This window comes from Hoyosella altamirensis, assembly GCF_014191505.1.
In the GTDB taxonomy this organism is placed as follows: domain Bacteria; phylum Actinomycetota; class Actinomycetes; order Mycobacteriales; family Mycobacteriaceae; genus Hoyosella; species Hoyosella altamirensis.
The window spans coordinates 97,308-115,893 of the sequence record NZ_JACHWS010000004.1; the positions used below are offsets into that span (position 1 = coordinate 97,308).

At 62.2% G+C, this 18,586-nt stretch carries 20 protein-coding genes; 9 read left to right on the plus strand and 11 right to left on the minus strand.

The window, feature by feature from the left end:
* Positions 1-69 precede the first annotated feature (69 nt).
* From FHU29_RS19590 to FHU29_RS19600, 3 genes are read left to right on the plus strand one after another with little or no spacing between them, the layout of a single operon-like run.
* The gene (locus FHU29_RS19590) at positions 70-1,068 is read left to right on the plus strand and encodes a pyridoxal-phosphate dependent enzyme (RefSeq protein ID WP_064438442.1); all 999 of its coding nucleotides are present in this window, start codon (positions 70-72) and stop codon (positions 1,066-1,068) included.
* The gene (locus FHU29_RS19595) at positions 1,059-2,639 is read left to right on the plus strand and encodes an FAD/NAD(P)-binding protein (RefSeq protein WP_064438441.1); all 1,581 of its coding nucleotides are present in this window, start codon (positions 1,059-1,061) and stop codon (positions 2,637-2,639) included. The genes FHU29_RS19590 and FHU29_RS19595 overlap by 10 nt, the downstream gene beginning before the upstream one ends.
* Positions 2,636-4,096 (plus strand): type III PLP-dependent enzyme domain-containing protein, encoded by a 1,461-nt coding sequence (locus FHU29_RS19600; protein ID WP_064438440.1) that lies wholly within the window; start codon positions 2,636-2,638, stop codon positions 4,094-4,096. Before FHU29_RS19595 ends, FHU29_RS19600 begins: the two co-directional genes overlap by 4 nt.
* Here FHU29_RS19600 and FHU29_RS19605 read toward each other — a convergent pair.
* Genes FHU29_RS19605 through FHU29_RS19625 form a run of 5 tightly spaced genes read right to left on the minus strand, consistent with a single transcriptional unit; the run spans position 4,093 to position 9,460 of the window.
* Positions 4,093-5,505: a hypothetical protein gene (locus FHU29_RS19605; protein WP_064438439.1), complete on the minus strand. Its 1,413-nt coding sequence runs from the start codon at positions 5,503-5,505 to the stop codon at positions 4,093-4,095. The two genes, FHU29_RS19600 and FHU29_RS19605, sit on opposite strands and share 4 nt — an antisense overlap.
* 52 nt (positions 5,506-5,557) lie before the next feature.
* A complete protein-coding gene (locus tag FHU29_RS19610) occupies positions 5,558-6,625 on the minus strand; it encodes an ABC transporter ATP-binding protein (protein ID WP_183377626.1) in 1,068 nt (355 codons plus the stop codon).
* A complete protein-coding gene (locus tag FHU29_RS19615) occupies positions 6,622-7,398 on the minus strand; it encodes an ABC transporter permease (protein WP_064438437.1) in 777 nt (258 codons plus the stop codon). Before FHU29_RS19615 ends, FHU29_RS19610 begins: the two co-directional genes overlap by 4 nt.
* Complete coding sequence (locus FHU29_RS19620) at positions 7,389-8,228, minus strand: ABC transporter permease (protein ID WP_064438436.1); 840 nt, start codon at positions 8,226-8,228, stop codon at positions 7,389-7,391. The genes FHU29_RS19615 and FHU29_RS19620 overlap by 10 nt, the downstream gene beginning before the upstream one ends.
* Positions 8,228-9,460: an ABC transporter substrate-binding protein gene (locus tag FHU29_RS19625; RefSeq protein ID WP_064438435.1), complete on the minus strand. Its 1,233-nt coding sequence runs from the start codon at positions 9,458-9,460 to the stop codon at positions 8,228-8,230. The genes FHU29_RS19620 and FHU29_RS19625 overlap by 1 nt, the downstream gene beginning before the upstream one ends.
* 144 nt (positions 9,461-9,604) lie before the next feature.
* On the opposite strand from FHU29_RS19625, the gene FHU29_RS19630 reads away from it, so the two are divergent.
* From FHU29_RS19630 to FHU29_RS19640, 3 genes are read left to right on the plus strand one after another with little or no spacing between them, the layout of a single operon-like run.
* A complete protein-coding gene (locus FHU29_RS19630) occupies positions 9,605-10,288 on the plus strand; it encodes a TVP38/TMEM64 family protein (protein ID WP_064438434.1) in 684 nt (227 codons plus the stop codon).
* Positions 10,257-10,892 (plus strand): CDP-alcohol phosphatidyltransferase family protein, encoded by a 636-nt coding sequence (locus FHU29_RS19635; RefSeq protein ID WP_232322836.1) that lies wholly within the window; start codon positions 10,257-10,259, stop codon positions 10,890-10,892. The genes FHU29_RS19630 and FHU29_RS19635 overlap by 32 nt, the downstream gene beginning before the upstream one ends.
* Before the next feature lie 22 nt (positions 10,893-10,914).
* On the plus strand, positions 10,915-11,220 hold the full coding sequence (locus FHU29_RS19640; RefSeq protein WP_064438433.1) for a hypothetical protein: 306 nt from the start codon (positions 10,915-10,917) through the stop codon (positions 11,218-11,220).
* Between the two features lie 36 nt (positions 11,221-11,256).
* Here the strand turns inward: FHU29_RS19640 and FHU29_RS19645 are convergent, their stop codons facing one another.
* A complete protein-coding gene (locus FHU29_RS19645; protein WP_064438432.1) occupies positions 11,257-11,547 on the minus strand; it encodes a hypothetical protein in 291 nt (96 codons plus the stop codon).
* 120 nt (positions 11,548-11,667) lie between these two features.
* The gene (locus tag FHU29_RS19650) at positions 11,668-13,116 is read right to left on the minus strand and encodes a dihydrolipoyl dehydrogenase family protein (RefSeq protein ID WP_083962073.1); all 1,449 of its coding nucleotides are present in this window, start codon (positions 13,114-13,116) and stop codon (positions 11,668-11,670) included.
* A gap of 149 nt (positions 13,117-13,265) precedes the next feature.
* On the opposite strand from FHU29_RS19650, the gene FHU29_RS19655 reads away from it, so the two are divergent.
* Positions 13,266-13,916: a class I SAM-dependent methyltransferase gene (locus tag FHU29_RS19655; RefSeq protein WP_083962072.1), complete on the plus strand. Its 651-nt coding sequence runs from the start codon at positions 13,266-13,268 to the stop codon at positions 13,914-13,916.
* 5 nt (positions 13,917-13,921) lie between these two features.
* Here the strand turns inward: FHU29_RS19655 and FHU29_RS23890 are convergent, their stop codons facing one another.
* Positions 13,922-14,206 (minus strand): zf-HC2 domain-containing protein, encoded by a 285-nt coding sequence (locus FHU29_RS23890; protein ID WP_221195250.1) that lies wholly within the window; start codon positions 14,204-14,206, stop codon positions 13,922-13,924.
* Positions 14,207-14,211: 5 nt separating this feature from the next.
* Positions 14,212-14,691, minus strand: a complete 480-nt coding sequence (locus tag FHU29_RS19665; RefSeq protein WP_232322835.1) for an RNA polymerase sigma factor — start codon at positions 14,689-14,691, stop codon at positions 14,212-14,214.
* A gap of 405 nt (positions 14,692-15,096) precedes the next feature.
* Here FHU29_RS19665 and FHU29_RS19670 point away from each other — a divergent pair, with 405 nt between their 5' ends.
* A complete protein-coding gene (locus FHU29_RS19670) occupies positions 15,097-15,708 on the plus strand; it encodes a Crp/Fnr family transcriptional regulator (RefSeq protein WP_232322834.1) in 612 nt (203 codons plus the stop codon).
* A gap of 11 nt (positions 15,709-15,719) precedes the next feature.
* Here the strand turns inward: FHU29_RS19670 and FHU29_RS19675 are convergent, their stop codons facing one another.
* The gene (locus FHU29_RS19675) at positions 15,720-16,487 is read right to left on the minus strand and encodes a pirin family protein (RefSeq protein ID WP_064438429.1); all 768 of its coding nucleotides are present in this window, start codon (positions 16,485-16,487) and stop codon (positions 15,720-15,722) included.
* 168 nt (positions 16,488-16,655) lie between these two features.
* Here FHU29_RS19675 and FHU29_RS19680 point away from each other — a divergent pair, with 168 nt between their 5' ends.
* Positions 16,656-17,510, plus strand: a complete 855-nt coding sequence (locus tag FHU29_RS19680; protein ID WP_064438428.1) for an alpha/beta hydrolase — start codon at positions 16,656-16,658, stop codon at positions 17,508-17,510.
* A 4-nt stretch (positions 17,511-17,514) separates the two neighbouring features.
* On the opposite strand, the gene FHU29_RS19685 is transcribed toward FHU29_RS19680, so the two are convergent.
* Positions 17,515-18,552 (minus strand): hypothetical protein, encoded by a 1,038-nt coding sequence (locus tag FHU29_RS19685; RefSeq protein ID WP_064438427.1) that lies wholly within the window; start codon positions 18,550-18,552, stop codon positions 17,515-17,517.
* Positions 18,553-18,586 lie beyond the last annotated feature (34 nt).

The following is an 18,586-nucleotide window of genomic DNA, read 5'->3' on the forward strand; positions in this document are numbered from 1 at the left end:
CCTGGCATGTTTGTAAAATAGCTGCGCATTCGACTTGTCGTGAATGCCGGTCCGGGAAGGGACTCTCGCATGGCTGATCCGGCATTGGCAGTAGCCTCGAATATCTCGGAGCTAGTGGGGCGAACACCCCTGGTAAATCTTGCGCGGCTTTTTCCCGAAGCACCCCAGACCGTTCTGATGAAACTCGAGATGTTCAATCCGGGTTTCAGCGCGAAGGACCGTACCGCGGCCTCCCTGGTTGAAAGCGCCTTTGCGGCCGGCCAACTCCAGCTTGGAGGCACGGTGGTCGAGTCGAGCTCGGGGAATCTTGGCCTCGCGCTCGCGCGATCTTGCCTGCAGCGGGAAGTCCGGTTTATTTGCGTCGCCGATTCGCGGACGAATAAGGCCACGATCGCGATGATGCGCGCGCTGGGGGCCGATGTCAGAATTGTGGAGATTGACCAAGCGGGTGGATCAGACTTGCTTGCTGCTCGTCTGAAGGAAGTCAGGCGGATAGTCGGCTCAATTCCCGGCGCAGTGAATCTCAATCAGTATGAAAATCCAGCTAATCCGCAGGCTCACGAGTTCGGCACCATGGCGGAGATCGCAGAACAAGCAAATGGCAGGATCGATCAGCTTTTCGTCGCAACAAGCACGACCGGTACGTTGACCGGATGCCGCAACTATATAGACAAAAAAGGCCTGAAAACGCGCGTTACGGCGGTCGATTCGGAGGGTAGTGCGCTTTTCGGCGGGAGCCCGCACACGCGGTATCTCCCGGGTTTAGGTGCGGGATTGGAAACACACCTTTCCACTCGTGCACGCCCGGACCAAGTGATGCGGGTTTCCGAAGCTGACTGCGTACGCGGCTGCAGGTTACTGGCGCGGCGCGAAGCGATCATCGCGGGCGCGTCAACGGGAGGAGTAGTTGCTGCCGTGCGCAGCCGACTGCCGAGACTCGATCCGTCCGATACGGTCGTGCTGATCGCCCATGACGGCGGCATGCCGTACGCCGAAACCGTGTACGACGATGCGTGGGTCCATGAGGTGCTCGGGCTCACGAGGGAGCAGGCCGAAGGATGGCTGTAAGCACTCGTGGGGCTGCGTTCGCAGTTGCCATCGTTGGTGCCGGCCCGAAGGGCCTGTTCGCGCTTGAGTCCATCCTGGCGCATTCGCGTGGTACGCAAGGGCAGCTGCGCGTCGACCTTTTTGATCCGCAGCCGCCGGGTCACGGTGCTGCGTACCAGCCTTCGCTGCCGGAGTATTTGCGTCTCAACGTCGATGCGGACATTGTTTCAGTCTGGCCGCAGCACCGGACGAGTATGAGTCGGCCGACATGGCGAGTGTGGGCCCGGGAAGCTGAACCGCTGATCGCTTCCGAGCGTTTCCCGCCCCGTGCCGCCGTCGGCACGTATCTCGAGAGGTCGTTCCACCGCATGGTTTCCGCTGCGCCGGGGGTAACGGTGCGCCACGTAGCATCAGCTGTCACCGGCTTGAGACGAGCTCAGGACGGAAAATGGCACGTGATATCCGGTAGCGAACTCGGGCCGTACGACGAGGTGCTGCTGACTGTGGGCCACGGGTCATCATGGGACGGAGCGCTCGCCAGGGGTGCGGGTCGCACGGTCAGTTCCGTATACCCGATCCAGAACCTCGATGTGATTGCGCCGCACTCCCGGGTTCGGTTCCGCGGCGCGGCACTGACTTTCATCGATGGGGCGCTGGTTCTGACAGAGGGCCGTGGTGGCCGTTTCGAGGGGCGGGGTGCGAATTGCCGTTATGTTCCCAGTGGGAGGGAGCCGCGTGCTCTCTTCCCGAGTTCACGTTCGGGCGGTTTTCTGCACGCTAAACCACAGATCACCCTGCCTCGGGATGCAGTTGAGGCGGCGTCCAAGGAGTGGGCGGCTGTCGGAGTTGGTGACGTGGGGTCACTGGAGGAAGCGATCGTCGGCGCGGCTCACGCGATTCTCTGGGAATTGGGTACGCCTGTCGACCGAGGACGGATTTCGGAAAGTTTGCGGACCGGCCGGGACCCCGCGCAAACATCCCGAGCGAGGGATTCGGGTGCTCGAGCGGTCGCCGAATTCCGTGACTCGGTGGAGGTCAGCCGTGGCGAGAAATTACCTGGTCCCGCGTATGCGCTGGGACGCGCGTGGGCGATTGGTTACCGCACGGTAGTCGACCGGTACCCGGGGCCCGACATGCAGGCTCGGGACTGGGCGGTGTTCATGTCGCTCGCCACCACGCTAGAGCGTTTCGCATTCGGGCCGCCGCTGGTGAACGCCGAGAAACTACTGGCGCTGATTGACTCGGGTGTTGTTGTACCAGACTTCATCATAGGAGAACTGGATGAGGGTGGACCGTACGATCACCATGTCGACGCGGTCCTGCCCCCGCCTGGCTGGCGCCAGATTGTCGACCCGTTGTTTGAGTCCTTGCTTGCGTCCGGTGACGTGTGGATTCCAGACGGGCGCCGGGGCGTCATGATCACGGATGACGCGCAAGTGTTGGGGCTGCGGGGCGCTACGGCCGGGCTGTCCGCGCTGGGCCGCCCCACCGAAGACACGGTGATCGGGAATGACACGCTGAATCGCGGGCTGCATGATCATCCTGAACGATGGGCAGCCCGAGTGATAAGGCGAATCGAGGGGACCGCATGAACAGCGATATCCGGAAGATGTGCGTCGGGCTCCCACCGCTCACCGCGCGGCTGGAAAACTGGATGAGCGAACTGCTTTCAGATCCCACAGCGACCGAGCGGGTAGTGAATGAATACGGCTCACCGGTCAATGTGATCCACACGGGGGCTCTCCGGCGAAACGCTGCTGAGCTCACCGATGCAGCCGCATTCCACGGAGTCGATCTGCGGGTGTTTTTCGCGCGGAAAGCCAACAAAGCACTGAGCTTTGTCGATGCGTCCAACCAGGCTGGCCTTGGCGTCGACGTCGCCTCTGAGCGTGAATTACGTCAGGTCCTCAAACGGGGAGTGCCGCCACAGAACGTCATCGTCACGGCCGCCGTGAAACCACCGCGACTGCTCGAGCTGAGCCTGTCGACGGGCGTAACGGTAGCCCTCGACAATTATGACGAAGCGGACGCGTATCTCGCCCTCACAGCTGCGCTGGGCGCTGGCGGAGGACCGGCACCGGTCGCGCTGCGTATCGCGTCTCAGAATGGAGACATCGCTCCGACACGCTTTGGTCTCTCGGTGCCGGACTGGCTTGAGTGGCTGGATGCGCGCGATACTGCCGGGTTCCGCATCGACGGCATTCACTTTCACCTCCACGGATACTCCGCGCGTGATCGTGCACTGGTTCTCAGCGAGGCTGTCGCGGCCATAGACGACCTTCGGCAGCGCGGGCACAGTCCCACGTTCATCGATATGGGCGGTGGCATCCCAATGAGCTACCTCAATGACGAAGCCCAATGGAACGCTTTCGAAAGTGCACACAAGGCCGCGACCCTCGGTGAGGGCCCTCCATTGACGTGGCGGAACGATGGATTTGGGCGACGTGCGGAGGCCGGTGCTCTGGTGGGTACCCGAAATACATACCCGTACTACCAGGCACCTGTCCGGGGGGATTGGTTCAGCGCACTGGTCGACGCGTATTCGAACTCGAGTGATCGGCCCCGCACGCTTGCGTCCGATTTGCGGGAACGCGGATTGCATCTGCGGTGCGAACCTGGCCGTTCACTGCTCGACGGGTGTGGTGTGACGTTCGCACGGGTGCTGTTCCGCAAGAGGACCAGCGATGGCATTCCGCTGGTCGGCTTGGAGATGAACCGCACGCAATGCCGATCGACGTCAGCGGATTTTCTGTTAGATCCTGTTCTCGTGCGAGGCCCACGATCGGGCCACCCGAATCAACCGTTCTCCGGGTACCTGGTCGGTGCGTACTGTGTCGAGGATGAGCTGATTTTGCGGCGGGAACTGAGCTTTCCCCATGGAGTCGCCGTGGGAGACATTGTGGCACTGCCCAACACAGCCGGATACTTGATGCACATTCTCGAAAGTGAATCGCATCAGCTTCCATTGGCACACAACGTGGTGGCCCGCGACGGCGGTTTCGTCGAGGATGATCTCGGGGGTGCGGCTACGCGCGAACCGCGGCTTTAGCGTTCGATGACCGCCAGCCCGTGCGGATCTGCTGCCGACACGCCGCTGCTGTCGATGTCGACCGTATTCGGATTGTCTTCCATGACGAGCAAATCGCTTTCGGTCCACGTGAAGGCGCGGCAATCGTCGCTGACGGTGAGGATCGCGACACCCGGCGTCCGATCACCGTCGACCAGGCTTGTGATGGCTGTCAGCGGCTCCGCACCGCGCAGGCTGACGAATACCTTTCCGTCCCTGAGATAAGCGAGGTCCGGAGCCGGATTGGGGCTGAATTCAGTGGCCATCGATTCCGTCGCGACAACTTCGCGTGCCTCGATGTCAATGACATTGATGTCATTGCTTACTCGCATGAATGAGAGCGCGTACTCCCGTTCATCCTCGTCGGTGCAGAAGGCTGTGCCGTGCGTATCCTCACCGGGCAACTCGAGAGTGAAAGGTTCCGGGAACGCACCATCATTGACTCCGCTGGTGTCGTGGAAAAACAGGAAATCGTCGCCTCCAGACGCGCCACTCTCACCGTTGGTAAGCATCAAGTCATCAGAGACGGGGAACGCGCCGCACCCGGCGCCCGGCATCGTGTCCGCCGGATGTACTTGCACGACCTCCATGGGCGTGCTTCCGTCAGCAGTCCCGGTATCCACAATCACGAGGCCGCCCTGAGCCAGGGTGACGTAGGCGAAACGCCCGTCGGAGGTGAACTCGTGGCAGATCGGACGAACAAAGTCACTGTCGAGTTCAGCCGCGTAATCCTCCAGCACAAGTGTTTCGGTGAGTTCGTAGGAGTCCGAACTGAAGTCCGTCTGGATCTTGTGGAGAAAGCCGGAGTCGTCACCGTGATTCATGTCAGCAACGATGACGAAGCTGTCATCTGGGCTCGCGACGCTCGCATGCGCCGCGTGCGAGCCGCCCGCACCGTCAAACCCTTCCGCCGTGTTGACACAGCCGGTGATTTCGCGGGTCTCGATGTCCATGAAGTGAGTATCACCGGACGCCACATTGGAGATGATCATGTGCGTCGGTGGCGTTGAATTGTTTGGCAGAACCATGTGCGGCCGCTGTGCGAGTTCGCACCCCGCGGCCTCCGCGGCGGCCCCAAGATCGATGACTTCAGCGGTTGCGTCTGAGGGCGCATCGCTGCCCAGTTCGTCCCCGTTCCAGATGTACAGCAGGCCGCCACCGTCCTCTACGGTGTCAGCCTGGTCGAGTGCCCACACTTCGAAGCTCGCGGCGGTTACCTCGTCAGCAGGACCAGTCGCAGGCGAGGGAGCGGTCTCATCATCCACAGGGGTTGACTGGCAGGCGGCGAGAAAGAAAGCTGCGGCGACGGCGGTGATAACGGCGCCTGACTTACGGGTGTAAGCGAACACGATGGAAGCCCTTCGCAGGAAAGTCGCGATTAGTGGCCGCATGAGCGGCGCCTACGAGCCTAAGCGCGAAAGCGCCCAAAATGCGGCTTTTGGGCTAGCCCTTTTTCAGGATTTTGGACATCGTCGCTGGGGCTTCTTCCGGAATCACGTGTCGTGCCGCCTGCGGGATGTGCAGTGAAACGCGTGAGCCCGGTGGCAGATGCAGCGTTGGAGGAGCTTCCGCGCAGACAGTCACGTTCCCGCCGTTTATGTTGATGTGCAGGCGCTGCCGTGCGCCGATGACTTCCATCGCGGCGACGACTCCGGCGAGGTCCCCAGGCTCTGACGCCTCGGTGACGCCCACAGCTTCATGGCGGAACACGAGTGTGCCGGCTCCCGAACTGTGGCTGACGGTCAAGACACCGGCCGTGGAGTGATGCTTACCGTCTCGGACGTCACCGAAGATCTCGTTGATACCGCCCATCATCCGGTGCACAGAGAGCGACCTGGGACGGGTGTAAATGTGGTGCGGGGTATCGATCTGCGCGATGGTGCCGTTAAGCAGAATCGCCATCCGGTCGGCGAGAACCGCGGCTTCATGCTGATCGTGGGTGACGAGGAGAATGGTCGGCGAAAGCTCGCGGCGAATCTGGCGCAAGAGGCTGTGCATTTCGCCTCGCAACTGAGGGTCCAGTGCACTGAACGGCTCGTCCAGCAGAAGAACGCGAGGTTCGGCGGCGAGTGCACGCGCGAGCGCTACCCGCTGGGCCTGACCACCGGAGAGTTCCGTGGCGCGACGGTACGCAAAATCGCCAAGCTGTACCAGCTCGAGGTAGGACTGCGCGTGCAGTCGGGAGGAACGTTTCGACTTCCCGGACGACCGGGCCGAGAATGCGACATTGTCCAGAGCGTTGAGGTGTGGGAAAAGCAACGGCCGCTGGAACATCAGGGCGACACCGCGTCGTTCCGCGGGAACTCCATCGACATTGCGGTCACCGAGTGCAACCGTGCCTGAAGAAGCTGGCTCCAGTCCTGCGATGAGGCGCAGGATCGTGCTCTTACCAGCACCGGAAGGTCCGAGGACGGCGACACATTCACCGGCGGCGACTTCGAGGTCGATGTCCCGGATCACGGCACTTTCATTGAAGGCTTTCGTGAGTGAGTGAAGCGAGAGCGTACTCATGGGGCTCTCCTTCCTCGCAGGCGCCATAACAGGAGCAACAATACGAGTGGCGGTGCGATCGCAGCGACAGACAGCGCCGCCACCACCGGCTGATTGCCTGATCCGGCTGCGAATGCACCCACAAGAACAGGGACGGAAACCAGCCGGCCTCCCCCGACTAGGAGCGTCACGATGTAGTCAGTCCACCCAACGAGAAATGCGAGGAAGCCTGCGGTGGCGATCGCGGGCGCCAGAAGAGGCAACTGAACCCGCCAGAACACTACCCAGCCAGATGCCCCGAGAGTCCGGGCCTCCTCTTCGAAGCGGATGTCGTAGGCACCGAAGCCAACGCGCATGATGTAGGTCGTATACGGGATCGCCACCACTGTCAGGATCAGCACGGCCCCGATCAGATTAGGGATTCCTGCGCGCAGGATCAGAACGTCCAGTCCCATCGCGACCGCGAACGGCGGGAACGCGAGGGGCGCTACCAGCACCACAGCAGCAGCACCGCGGAAGTGCACCCTGTGCAGAACCAGCGCCCTGGCTGCCAGGGCACCCGCCGGCGTAGCCAGCCCGGCAACGCTCACGCCAAGTACCGCCGACGTCGCGAAGGCGTCGACGGCACCCGCTGACAGGGCGCTCCGGAGTCCCGTAAGTCCCCATTCCTGAGGGGACAGGGCGGGAAATCGCCACTGGTTCGCCACTGACCACAAAAGAATCGGGACGAGCGGCAGCAAGAACCACAGCACGAGCAGCACTCGCCCGGCCCTCGCCACGGTCCCTACCGCCACAGCGACGACCTCCTGAGGACGAACAGCGCGGCAGCCAGCATCATCAGACAGAGTGCAACCGAAACGCTGGCGGCCGCAGCAGCATTGGGTCGCGCGGCCAGATCGATAGCGGAGAAGAGCCGCACCGCCATCACCGGCAGCGGTTCAGGGTGCGGACGGCCGAGCAGCCGTGCCACCTCGAATGAGCCGAACGAATAGACGAAAGTGATCATGGCTGCAGCGGCAAGCGCGGGTGTCGCGAGGGGCAATGTGACGAGCCGGAACCGTTGCCATCGACCAGCGCCGAGCACCGCGGCTGCCTCCGAATAGCCAGTCACGCGCGTTGCGAGCGCTGCAGCAACAACGAGCGCTATGAACGCGGATTCCTTCCACGTGAACTCCGCGATCACAGCGATCCACCAGCGCCCGCCGACCAGCTGCGGCCACGTTGCAGAGTCCATCCTGAATACGCGGGCAAGGAGTCCGGCGTCGGAAAGGAGCAGTCCGATCGCGGCGGCACCGATCAGGTGCGGGATGGGAATGGTCAACGTCGCGAGCGCCGCGACGACCCTTCCATTCGCGACGATCGCCAGGGCGGCGGCAAGCCCTATGAGGGACGCCAGAATTGTCGACGATGCGGCTATCGCCAGTGACAGCAGAGTGGCCGTGATCAGGTCATCGCTCTGTGCCGTGAACGTCTGGGTACTGAACGCCGGTTCACCGACAAGAGGCATCAATCCGAATGCCTGTAGGGCAACGGTGCCAAGCCCTGCGACAAGCACGATTGCAGTTGGGACGAGTGCAGGGAGGAGCAGCGCTGTCGCTCGTAACCGTGCCGTCCGCCCTGACATCAGCGTCCCGCGAGGACTGTGCGCCGCCAGCCTTCGTCTAGTGCGGGAACCCACGCAGTTTCGAGTTCCGGACGCGCGTTTCGGGAAAGGTCCTCGTAGGCCGGAACGACCGGTGACTCTGGCAGCGCATCGAAAAGGGCGCGGTCTTCGTCGCTCAACCGATCTGAGTCGAGGACGGTGAACTGTCCCCACACATCCGGTTTCGCCTTCTCGAGTTGTTGCTGCGGCGACAGGGCGATGTTCGCGACGACACGGGCCCCGGCCGAGTTACCGGAGGTCGACGGTACGGCGAGGAAGCTGGCGTTGCCGACGGTACCTTCATCGAGAAGCAGTACCCGCGTGGTTTCTGGGAACGTTCCGCGCGCCACAAGATCCGTGAGGGTCGCCGGACCATACGTCATCGTCATGTCGACCTGGCCGTCCGCAAAGAGCTGGTTCAGCTCCTCGACGCTCTGTGGGTAGGTGCGCCCTGATCTCCAGAGGGCGGGAGCGAGGTCATTGAGAGCGTCAAACAAGGGCCCGCTGTGCTGCTCATACGCCTCATCGCTGTACTCGAGCGGCACGTCACTGGCGACTCGGGTGAGGACTTCCCGGATGAAGACCGACCCCGTGAAGTCCGGGGGCGCGGGGTATGTGAACCGGCCTGGATTGTCTTCCGCCCATTGAAGGACGCCTTCCAATGTGGCTGGCGGGTCGGGGATCGCCGCTTCGTTGTAGACGAGCGTGAACTGCGCCTTGTGCCACGGCGCTTCACAGCCATCCACTGGTGTACCGAAGTCGGACAGCAACAACGGATCCTCCGGATCGGTGTACTGCATGTTCGGCAGCTGGTCAGTCCAATTGCACAGCCACGCGCCAGCCTGCTTCCCGGTTGCGAAGTTATCGCCATTCACCCACACGAGGTCGACGTCACCGTCGGTGATGCCTGCCTGACGTTCAGCAAGGATCCGATTGACTGCCTCTCCGGTGTCGGCGACCGGGACGCGCCGCAGGGTCACTCCAGCCTCTGCTGCTGCCGGTGCCAGAACAGAATCGACGTAGCGGTTACCTTGCTCGTCCCCGCCCCACATCCACAGCGAGACTGTCTGGCCGACTGCCGCCTCTTCGACCTCCGTCCAGGTTGTTTCAGCTGGTTCCGGGGCATCCGGAGAGGGTGCTGAACACCCAGCGAGAGCCATCACAGCGGCCACTGCCACAGCGCCAAGCGGGCGCCCGATCCGTCTCGCTGCCATCACATCTCCCTCATTCAGAGTTCGAAGTTTCGCACAGTTTCTGGCCGCTTCGTGGCGGTACCAGACTGCAGCGGGAACACTGGTGGTGACTCAAAGCCTTCCTGACGTGACAGCTTTGTGACCACCAGCTCTGATGGAGGTTCTGTGCACCAGGACGAGACCGGCCGGAAGTTCTTCACTCCCTTGGTGAAGCTCGCGGTGCTTGCGTGCATCATCATCGTGGGAGCATTAGCCGCGATCATCATCGACGTCCCAACTGTCGCGGAAGTTCGTTCCCAGGTCGCCAGCGCAGGATTGCTGGGTGCGCTAGTTTTCGTGCTTGTTTACGCGGCGCTGAGTTCGATCCCCTCACCGGCGAGTGTCTTGAGTATTGCCAGCGGTGTGCTGTTCGGGTTCGTTGGCGGAGCCGCCGTAGTGTTTGTGGGCGCGATGATGGCGGCGACCGTTTCCTATCTGCTCGGCAAATATCTGGGTGCGGAAGCTGTAGTCCGTTACGGCGGTACGAGAACCAGACGTGTTGTCCATTTCTTGCGCAGACGCGGATTTGTGGCTGTCTTGCTCGTGCGTCTTGTACCGCTGTTTCCGTTCTGGCTCGTGAACTATGCCGGTGGGATCAGCGGAATCAAGGCGCGCGACTATTTCCTTGGCACTGCGCTCGGCATTGTTCCGGGCGTGCTCAGCTACGTCGCTCTTGGCGCATTCGGAACCCAGCCGCTCTCATGGCCGTTCGCGGCCGCTATCGCGGCGTTTGTCCTTTTGACCGCGGGGGGTGCCTACTACGCTCGACGCATGAGAAATGCCGAGCCGGAGCTCGCTGATCGTGTTTGACGCGCCACTGCGCAGGGTTCTCGAAGCCCCGCTCGCGCGCGTTGCTGCGGCGATGGACAAACGCTGGGTCACGCCGGATCGGCTGACGACATCTGGACTGGTCCTCGGGCTGGGCAGTGCGGTGACTGCCGGGCTGCAGTGGTGGTACATCGCATTGGTGCTGTGGCTGCTGTCCAGGTGTGCCGATGGCCTAGATGGGCCCCTGGCGCGTCACCGCCAGGCGCAGTCCGGTGCCGGTGGCTTCTACGACATCACTGCTGATTTCATCGTGTACGGAAGCACCGTCGTTGGCGTTGCCGTGGGTGTCTCGGCTGCATTCGGTGCGCCTCAGTGGCCATTTCTGCTCGTGTTGCTCGCCTATTACATCAACGGGGCAGCGTTTCTCGCGTTTTCGTCGATCGCAGAGAAGACTGGCCGGACGCTTGATGATGGAAGGTCGCTATCGTTTCTGGGTGGCCTAGCCGAAGGCGCCGAAACGGTGCTTGTGCATAGTCTTTGGCTGCTGTTTCCGATGTTCGGATGGCAGATAGCGCTGGTGTGGTCAGTTGTTGTTGGGGTGAGTGCGGCGCAGCGGATCGTTGGGGGATATCGGGCGCTGAGCTAGCCCCGGTCGCTACTCTGCTGAGATGCGAAGCTACCGCGAGTGTTCGATTGGGAACCGTTACATCTTGGTCCTCGACCATCGAACGCTCGAGGTCTTCGATAGACAGTCCGAGGGGAGTTCTCCGCAGCGTTGGCACGTGAGCCACGTGGGAGTGGAGGCACAGCCTGAGGCGCAGGGTCTGCTGGTACGGATCGGGTTGCGAACTGAGGACGGAAAGATCAGCGGTCAGGGGAGCTACGCTGAGATTCACGTCACGGCTGGTGAGAAGGCATCGGTACACCACTTCTTTGACGCGGTGCGCGCGGCGCGGGACATATCCGCCGACTGACGGGGGGAGTCGGCGGATGTACCCCCGTAGCCCGCGCTATCGACGCGGGTGCGCTTTGCGGACCACTGGAATCAGTAGCAGCCCGACGACGAGGCCAAACAGGATGTGTTCGGCGATGAAGGTGGGGTAGCCAACCATGGTCGGCATGTCGCGAATCGGATCTCCGCCACCGAGGATCGAGGCGGTGAGGGGCAGCAGCACCCAGGAACTCACGACGAAGACGAGGAACCCGTACACCGCGCCTGCGACTGCCCCCGCCACCCCCCAACGGGTCCAGTTCGAGGTTTGGACTGCGTGACCTGAAGCATTGGCTGCGCTCGTGCTCATGTTTATCTCCTTGGTTCAGGCGTCCAGGTCAGCTGACTGCTGATAAATGGAGCCGGTATCCGTACGTGGAGGCAACCCGGTGGCAGGAACGAGGCATTCCCGAAATTGCGAGGAATGTCCCTAATGCCGGTGCGGCCGCAGGCGCAGCCACATACTTCTTGCGCTCGTGAGTCCCCGGATCACACGCCGCGCTGACCGTGCATTGAGCTGCTCGCGGGTATCCGCGATCGCCGCGTTCCATGCGCCGTCGGAGAACGTGGGGTAGGGATGGATCGTGCCGGCGAGTTCACGCCCGCGCAGGCCTAGCCGGATCGCTAATGTCAGCTCTCCGATGGTTTCCCCGGCACGTGGGCTGACCACCGTGGCCCCGACTATGCGACCTTTCCGATCGAAATGGAGCCGCGAAAAGCCGCGTCGTTCGTCCTCGGTCACCGCGCGATCAAGGTGATCATGTGTGATCGTCTGCTGCCGAGTTCCGTGAGCTGCGCTGGTGTTGCCCACAGAGGCAACCTCGGGGTCGGTGAAGGTCACTCGCGGGATCGCCGAAGTCGTTGCTTTGCGACGTAATCCGAGAATCGCATTGCTCGCGGCGATGCTCGCAAAAGCGCCGGCGGTGTGCGTGAATTGCGGCAACGGCGTGACATCTCCGGCAGCCCAGATTCGCGGATTCGATGTTCGCATCGAACGATCGACGACAATGCGTCCCTGCTCATCGACAGCCACGCCGACGTGCTCGAGGCCAAGCTTGGCTGTTCGCGCGCGGCGCCCCACAGCGATAAGGAGCTGATCGAACTCGACGCGGGTGCCGTCGGCGAGGACAGCAGTGTTTCCAGGGACTCCGGGGTTGTTTCCAGTCACCTCCGTGAGCGCACGCCCAGTCAGTATGTTCACACCGTCTTGTCTCAGTGAATCAGCGATGATTGCCGCGGCATCCGGAGATTCCGCTGGGAGAATCTGGTCAGTGGCTTCGACCAGTGTCACCGAAGAACCCAGTCGGGCGAAAGCCTGCCCGAGTTCGCAGCCGACGCTTCCACCGCCGAGGACGAGGAGTCGGGACGGGAGATCACGGAGATCCCAGATCGTTTCACTGGTCACGAAGTCACGCAGACCGGGAATACCGGGAACGATGGGTGATGCGCCCGTAGCAATGACCGCCTGGCGGTACGCCACACGGTCACCACCTATCGCAGCTTTTCCGTCGCTGATGAACGTCACGGCGCCCTTCACAACGTGAATCCCTTCCGCCTGCAGCGTTTCTGGGGCATCGACTGGCTCGATTGTGCGGATTGCTGTGTCGATGTGGCGTCTGACCGCGGCGAAGTCAACCGTCACGGACTCGGCATGCACGCCCAGGGCGGCCGATTTTCGGATACCAGCACGGTGATGAGCTGCGGCGAGCAGCGATTTTGAGGGGACACAACCGGTCCACAAGCAGTCGCCGCCGGGACGTTCGTGTTCGGCCAGGAGGACAGATGCACCAAGCTTGACGGCGGTCTTCGCTGCCACGATCCCTGCTGATCCGCCGCCGACCACGAGCAGATCCCACACCTTGGTTTCCACGTTCTTCACTACCGAATTCTCCTCGTGTCAAGCGGGTGAGCGGTTTGTGCATGTGCTGTAAGGATTCTTCCCCCGGAAGCGTGGACTCGGCTAACGTTCGGGCACAGACCTGAGGAACTGGGTAGGTGCTGTGAATGCTTCCCAACTCGAGGAGAACGATGGCGCCAGACAAATTCTTGGGCCAGACGAAATACACGATGTCGGCACGGGTATACGACGCAATCTCGGCGGAGTGGCCGGTCTATCGGGCGGGCAGGATAGCTGCGGTCGAGATGCTTCGGATCCAGCCGGGGATGAAGGTTCTTGATATCGGCTGCGGAACCGGACTGAATCTCCCTTTAGTCACCCGAAAGATTGGTCCGCACGGGGTTTACGTGGGGCTCGACAGGAGCCCTGAGATGCTGGAACAGGCGCAGCGCAAAGCCTCGCGGCAGGAGCTCAGTAACGTCTCGCTGCTGGAGGCTGATGCAATGGAAGTGACGTCAGATGAACTCACTCACGCTATCGATGGCGCAGCCTTTGACGCCGTCATCGCCACCTACGCGCTGTCACTGATGCGCGAACCGCGTGCGGGATTCGAAGTCGCGGTAGCCGCATCACGGTCCGGTGCCCGGATCGCTGTTGCTGATATGCAGCTTCCCAATGGGCTCGCGAGGGTCTTTGCCCCATTGGCTCGCCTCGCCTGCTACCTCGGTGGCGCGGACATCACAGCCCGGCCTTGGACGCTCGTGGAGGAACGATGCGTTGATGTGGAAGCGGCAAGTTTGCGGGGCGGTCACATTCAAGTCCGCGCGGGCAGAGTCGATTAGGCTGGTCAATTGTTTGGGAATTCGCGCGGATCACGGACCGTGAGATCGTCAAGGAAACCGTGGACCCGCTGCACGGTGGCCGCATCGGGCAGCGTTCGCTGAGCCCAATTGTCAAGGAGGCTCCGCAGGCGGCGGTGTTCCTCAGCAAGAGCCCAGCACTTGTCGCATTGGGCGAGGTGCGCTTCCAGTCTCTGAATGTCACTGGGACCCAATGGTGAGGCGGCGTCAGCGTCAAGATAATGCTGTATTCGTTTCGCAGACCAGTGGCAGGTGACCATCGTCCGAAGCATCCCGATCACGCTGCACCCCCTTGCCTGACCAGTCCTCGTGACCGCAATGCTTTGCGCATCCGGTCTCTAGCTCGGCTCAACCTGGACATGACGGTCCCCACCGGTACCCCGAGGGTTTCGGCCGCCTCCGCATACGTCAGTTTATTTACGTCGATGAGCAGCAAGGTGGTGCGGAATACCGGATCGAGGCCGCTGAGCGCAGCATCGACTTCCGCGCTGAGGGTGTTGTCTATGAACGTGTCCTCAGGAGATTCGCTCGGCCGTGCACCGAACGCTGGCCGAGCGCGTGTCGCACCTGCCGGATCCTCGATGATGTCGGGTCTCATTCGACGGTGCATGCTGGAGTGCGTGTGGCGCAGAATCGTGAAGAGCCACGCGCGTGGATACCTGCCATCAAACTGCTCTACAGCACGCCACGCCCGGATCAGGGTCTCTTGTACGAGGTCTTCGGCATCAATCGCATTGCCGGTGAGCGTGCGCCCCACGCGGAGTAGCACCTCAATCTCGGGGTTCGACGTAGGCGCGGAAGGCCGCTGCCTGCGGCGGGTCAGTAGCCATGACGGAACCTCGGGCGCCGTTCACCGGCGTCTTTCACCACACCAGCGGTGCTTTCCGAGAGTGCCATGGTTACCTTTCGGGCATTCGGCGTAGTCGGTACATCGGTCACGCTATGCAGGGTGGGCAATGCGCACAGCGTGACTGTCACCGAAGTGACAATGTCGCGGTGCAAGCAAAATCCGGTTAAACCGGGCACGATGGCCGTATGGGGATTTCGGGCATCACCGCTGGTTCGTTAGTCGGGCAGCAGCGCTGCTGGGGAGCGACCCGGAGGCCGATGCCGCACTCCGGCATGCGGCCTGGGTAACTCGCTGCGTCGGCAGGGGGACCTGGTGCCTCTGCGGCCGGATGACGTCGACGCGTTGGCGGCTCGCATACAGGCTCGCTCCTACGATTTCGCGGAACGCATCTTCACTGGTGGAGAGGCTTCGGCCGGGGTCTGGATTGTGAAGAGTGGCCGCGTCGAGCTGACTGTCGGATCAGGCAAGCGGCGAGTGGTGGTGCAGATTCTGCGTGGTGGGGACGTTGACGGGGATGTGCAGCATTTCCTCGGACACCCGATGCCGTACTCGGCCCACGCGCTCGGAGACGCGACGCTGCTATTTCTCGGGGTCAGGGACTTCGAAGATCTACTTTCCCGGCACCCGACGGTGGCGCGCCGCTGGCTGCAGACCGTCGCGCAGCGTGTTGCGACCAGCCAGGACCGGATCATCGGCCTCCTGGGGTGCGGGATGGTCGAACAGGTAGCACGGATGCTGATCGATGAAGCGGTCGATGGCGTCGTCGAACTACCGCAGAAGACGCTCGCGGCGATGCTCGGCGTGCAGCGGCAGTCACTGAATCGCGTCTTGAAGAAGTTTGAGCGGGCGGGCTTCGTTAGGGTCCGTTACAGCGCTGTAGACATACTGAACATGCACGGACTCGCCGCCGCGGTGACGGCCTGAGGTACCGGGGCTCAGCGGCCGGTGAGGCTGGTGTGCATTTCCCAGATCAACACTTCAGCGTCGTTGGTGGTGCTGATCCGATGACCTCCGGTGCTGGTCAGCCGCACTGAATCTCCGGGGCCCAGATCGCCGATACTTTCCATATTTGCGCTGCCTCTGGCGACGTGCACGTGGACGTACGGCGCGTCAGGCACCACGATGGGGTAGCCCGGCTGCAGCCTGGAAATGTGTAGCGCGGCGTTCCGGTTGCGTATGCGAAGCGCGGAGCCGTGGCGGTATTTTGGCATGCCGGATGCCACGGGGACCAGGCTCCCGCTCGCGAGGTCGGTGTCGATTTCGGTTTGGTCGTAATCGGGCGGATCGCCGGTCTCGTCGGGGAGGACCCACATCTGAATGAAGTGGACGGGGTTGTCGTGCCTGGGGCCGGCGAGACGCCACGAATCGTTGCGTTCGGAGTGCATGATGCCGGTGCCGCTGCTCATGCGTTGCGCGAGGCCAGGGTAGACCACGCCCGCGTGCCCCATGGAGTCTTGGTGCAATAGCGACCCCTCGAGCACCCAGGTCAGGATTTCCATGTTCTGGTGCGGGTGGGTGTCGAACCCGGAACCGGCGGTGACGAGTTCTTCATTGTTGACCAGGAGGACGCCGTGATGCGTGTTCTCAGGGTTGTAGTGCGGGCCGAACGAGAAGGAGTGGCGGGATTCGAGCCACGAGACGTGCGTGCGGGGTCGGGCGCTCGACGGGACGACCTCCGCCCGTGGGGGATTCAAGATGCGCACGAACCGTCACCTCCTGCCCCTGCCGATTTCGCCGGAGTCAAAGTTAAATGCATGCTACTGGCAATGTCCGGTTCACGCTCGCGAATAATCGTGTGCTGTGACGGGAGCAACGTGCGGAGTGGTCGTCGTGAGCGGTGTATCGCGCGGGAGGGGCTTAGAATCGGCGGCGTGGAGCACTCGGAATCGTTCTTTCGCGGCGTATACGGCACTCGGATCAACTACAGCGTGTGGAAGCCGGATCGGGATCCGGTCGGCATTCTTGTCATTTCGCACGGGCTCGGCGAGCACGCCGAACGCTATGCGCATGTAGCTGAAGAGTTTACCCGGCTCGGCCTGGTCGTATATGCGCCTGACCACCGCGGGCACGGGCGCTCGGGTGGCCGCCGCCTGGGGCTGCGGACGTGGCGGGACTACACCGCGGACCTCCACACGATGTTCGCGATCGCGCGGCGGCATCACACCGGTGTGCCTGCAGTGCTACTAGGGCACAGCATGGGCGGTACCATCGCGCTGACTTATGCACTGGACCATCCAGAGGGACTCTCCGCGGTCATTCTGTCCGCCCCGGCCATCCAGCTCGCGACTGGCACGCCAAAGCTCATCGTCGCCCTCGGCAAAACGCTCGGACGCTACCTGCCGTTCGTCCCTGTCGAGAAGATCTCAGCCGACGATGTTTCCCGTGATCCGGTGGTCGTCGAGCAGTACAAGAACGATCCCCTCGTTCACCACAGCTTTGTGCCCGCGGGACTCGCCCGTCATCTCGTTCTCACAATGGAAGCACTGCCACTGCGCCTCAGCCGGCTCCGCGTGCCGCTGCTGGTATTGCACGGCAGCGAGGACAAACTGACGGCTGTGGCAGGCAGCCGATCGGTGCCGGACTTGATTTCGGAGACCGACTGCACCCTGCACGTCTACAGCGGCCTCTACCACGAACTATTCAATGAGCCTGAGAAGAAGCAAGTACTCGATGACGTCATCGAGTGGCTGGAACCGAGGCTCTCAAAGGCGCAAACGCCGAGCTGAGAAACTAGCTGAACAGTTCGCGCACCTGCTCGGAATTGACGAAAGGTTCGAACTGGCGCCGGACGAAATTCTCGAGCATGCCGTTCTCTGAGATGACGCCGATGATCGGGGGAGCGAACCGGAGCGCTTCCTCGATCATGTCCTCGCGGCTGACTCCGACCTCGTCGAGGATTTCGGCGAGAGTCTGGTCGGAGTACTTTTCGAAGAAGAACCCGATACCTTCGCTCACGATCGCTTTGAAGTAGGACGTCTTGCGGAAATCGCGCCAGAATTCGAACGCAAGAATAAGGAAGTCTTCGATATCTTCCGAGGTGATGGCAGAGCCCAGCGAACTCAGTGAACTGTGAGCGTGCTCGTCCCAGAGTTCCATCGCCGCCGCAACGATAGATTCAGGTGTCTCCTCATCGCTGAGGCTGTGACTGTGCGCGACAAGGTAGTGAGTGATCCGCTCCGTCACTTCCCGAAAACGCACGTCGACGATCTGAGGCAGCGAAGGCGCGAGTCGACTGCTGATTGACCCGGTCAGACGCAGCAGCGTCCCGACGCCGGGGATATTGTCCGCGAGAGCTCTGTTCCGGCGCAGTGAGTCGACAGCCACGTGGTAGACAAACCATGCTGCCAGCTGGGCGCTGACCGGGCTGTGATAAACCCGGTCAACCACGCGGTGGAAAGCAGGCATCGTGGCGATCTTCTCGGAGAGTTCCGCGACGCTGTCCTCTGGCACCACGTCACTGAGCTCCTCGCCCACCTGCCCGAGCGTCCGGATATGGACACGATGCGCGATTTCACCCGCGAGTTCGGGGATTGCCCCAGCGATGCGCCAGTCGCTCGCGTACTTTAGCGCCACCGCCACGACCTGCTCCTGCGTGACGACATCACCGAGGGTGAGTCGCCGCGCCGACTCCAGTCCGTAGTCAACCTCACGCTCCACGGCGGCGACGAACCTGTCGCCTGATAGTTCAGTCATCACATACTTCGTGAGCGCGTCGAGGAGTTTAGCCTGTTCGCTGGATCCGGTTGGTCCTGATTCTGCGGGGGTCACGCTTGACAGGATAGAAGCGTCGCGGCCGTACGTC

What these genes read in the sequence shown, in the direction of transcription:
- FHU29_RS23890 (WP_221195250.1), bottom strand. Translation starts at nt 14,206, where the DNA reads ATGCTTCGGACGATGGTCACCTGCCACTGGTCTGCGAAACGAATACAG.
- FHU29_RS19655 (WP_083962072.1), top strand. Translation starts at nt 13,266, where the DNA reads ATGGCGCCAGACAAATTCTTGGGCCAGACGAAATACACGATGTCGGCA.
- FHU29_RS19635 (WP_232322836.1), top strand. Translation starts at nt 10,257, where the DNA reads ATGCCGAGCCGGAGCTCGCTGATCGTGTTTGACGCGCCACTGCGCAGG.
- FHU29_RS19620 (WP_064438436.1), bottom strand. Translation starts at nt 8,228, where the DNA reads ATGTCAGGGCGGACGGCACGGTTACGAGCGACAGCGCTGCTCCTCCCT.
- FHU29_RS19610 (WP_183377626.1), bottom strand. Translation starts at nt 6,625, where the DNA reads ATGAGTACGCTCTCGCTTCACTCACTCACGAAAGCCTTCAATGAAAGT.
- FHU29_RS19595 (WP_064438441.1), top strand. Translation starts at nt 1,059, where the DNA reads ATGGCTGTAAGCACTCGTGGGGCTGCGTTCGCAGTTGCCATCGTTGGT.
- FHU29_RS19625 (WP_064438435.1), bottom strand. Translation starts at nt 9,460, where the DNA reads ATGGCAGCGAGACGGATCGGGCGCCCGCTTGGCGCTGTGGCAGTGGCC.
- FHU29_RS19600 (WP_064438440.1), top strand. Translation starts at nt 2,636, where the DNA reads ATGAACAGCGATATCCGGAAGATGTGCGTCGGGCTCCCACCGCTCACC.
- FHU29_RS19645 (WP_064438432.1), bottom strand. Translation starts at nt 11,547, where the DNA reads ATGAGCACGAGCGCAGCCAATGCTTCAGGTCACGCAGTCCAAACCTCG.
- FHU29_RS19605 (WP_064438439.1), bottom strand. Translation starts at nt 5,505, where the DNA reads ATGCGGCCACTAATCGCGACTTTCCTGCGAAGGGCTTCCATCGTGTTC.
- FHU29_RS19590 (WP_064438442.1), top strand. Translation starts at nt 70, where the DNA reads ATGGCTGATCCGGCATTGGCAGTAGCCTCGAATATCTCGGAGCTAGTG.
- FHU29_RS19640 (WP_064438433.1), top strand. Translation starts at nt 10,915, where the DNA reads ATGCGAAGCTACCGCGAGTGTTCGATTGGGAACCGTTACATCTTGGTC.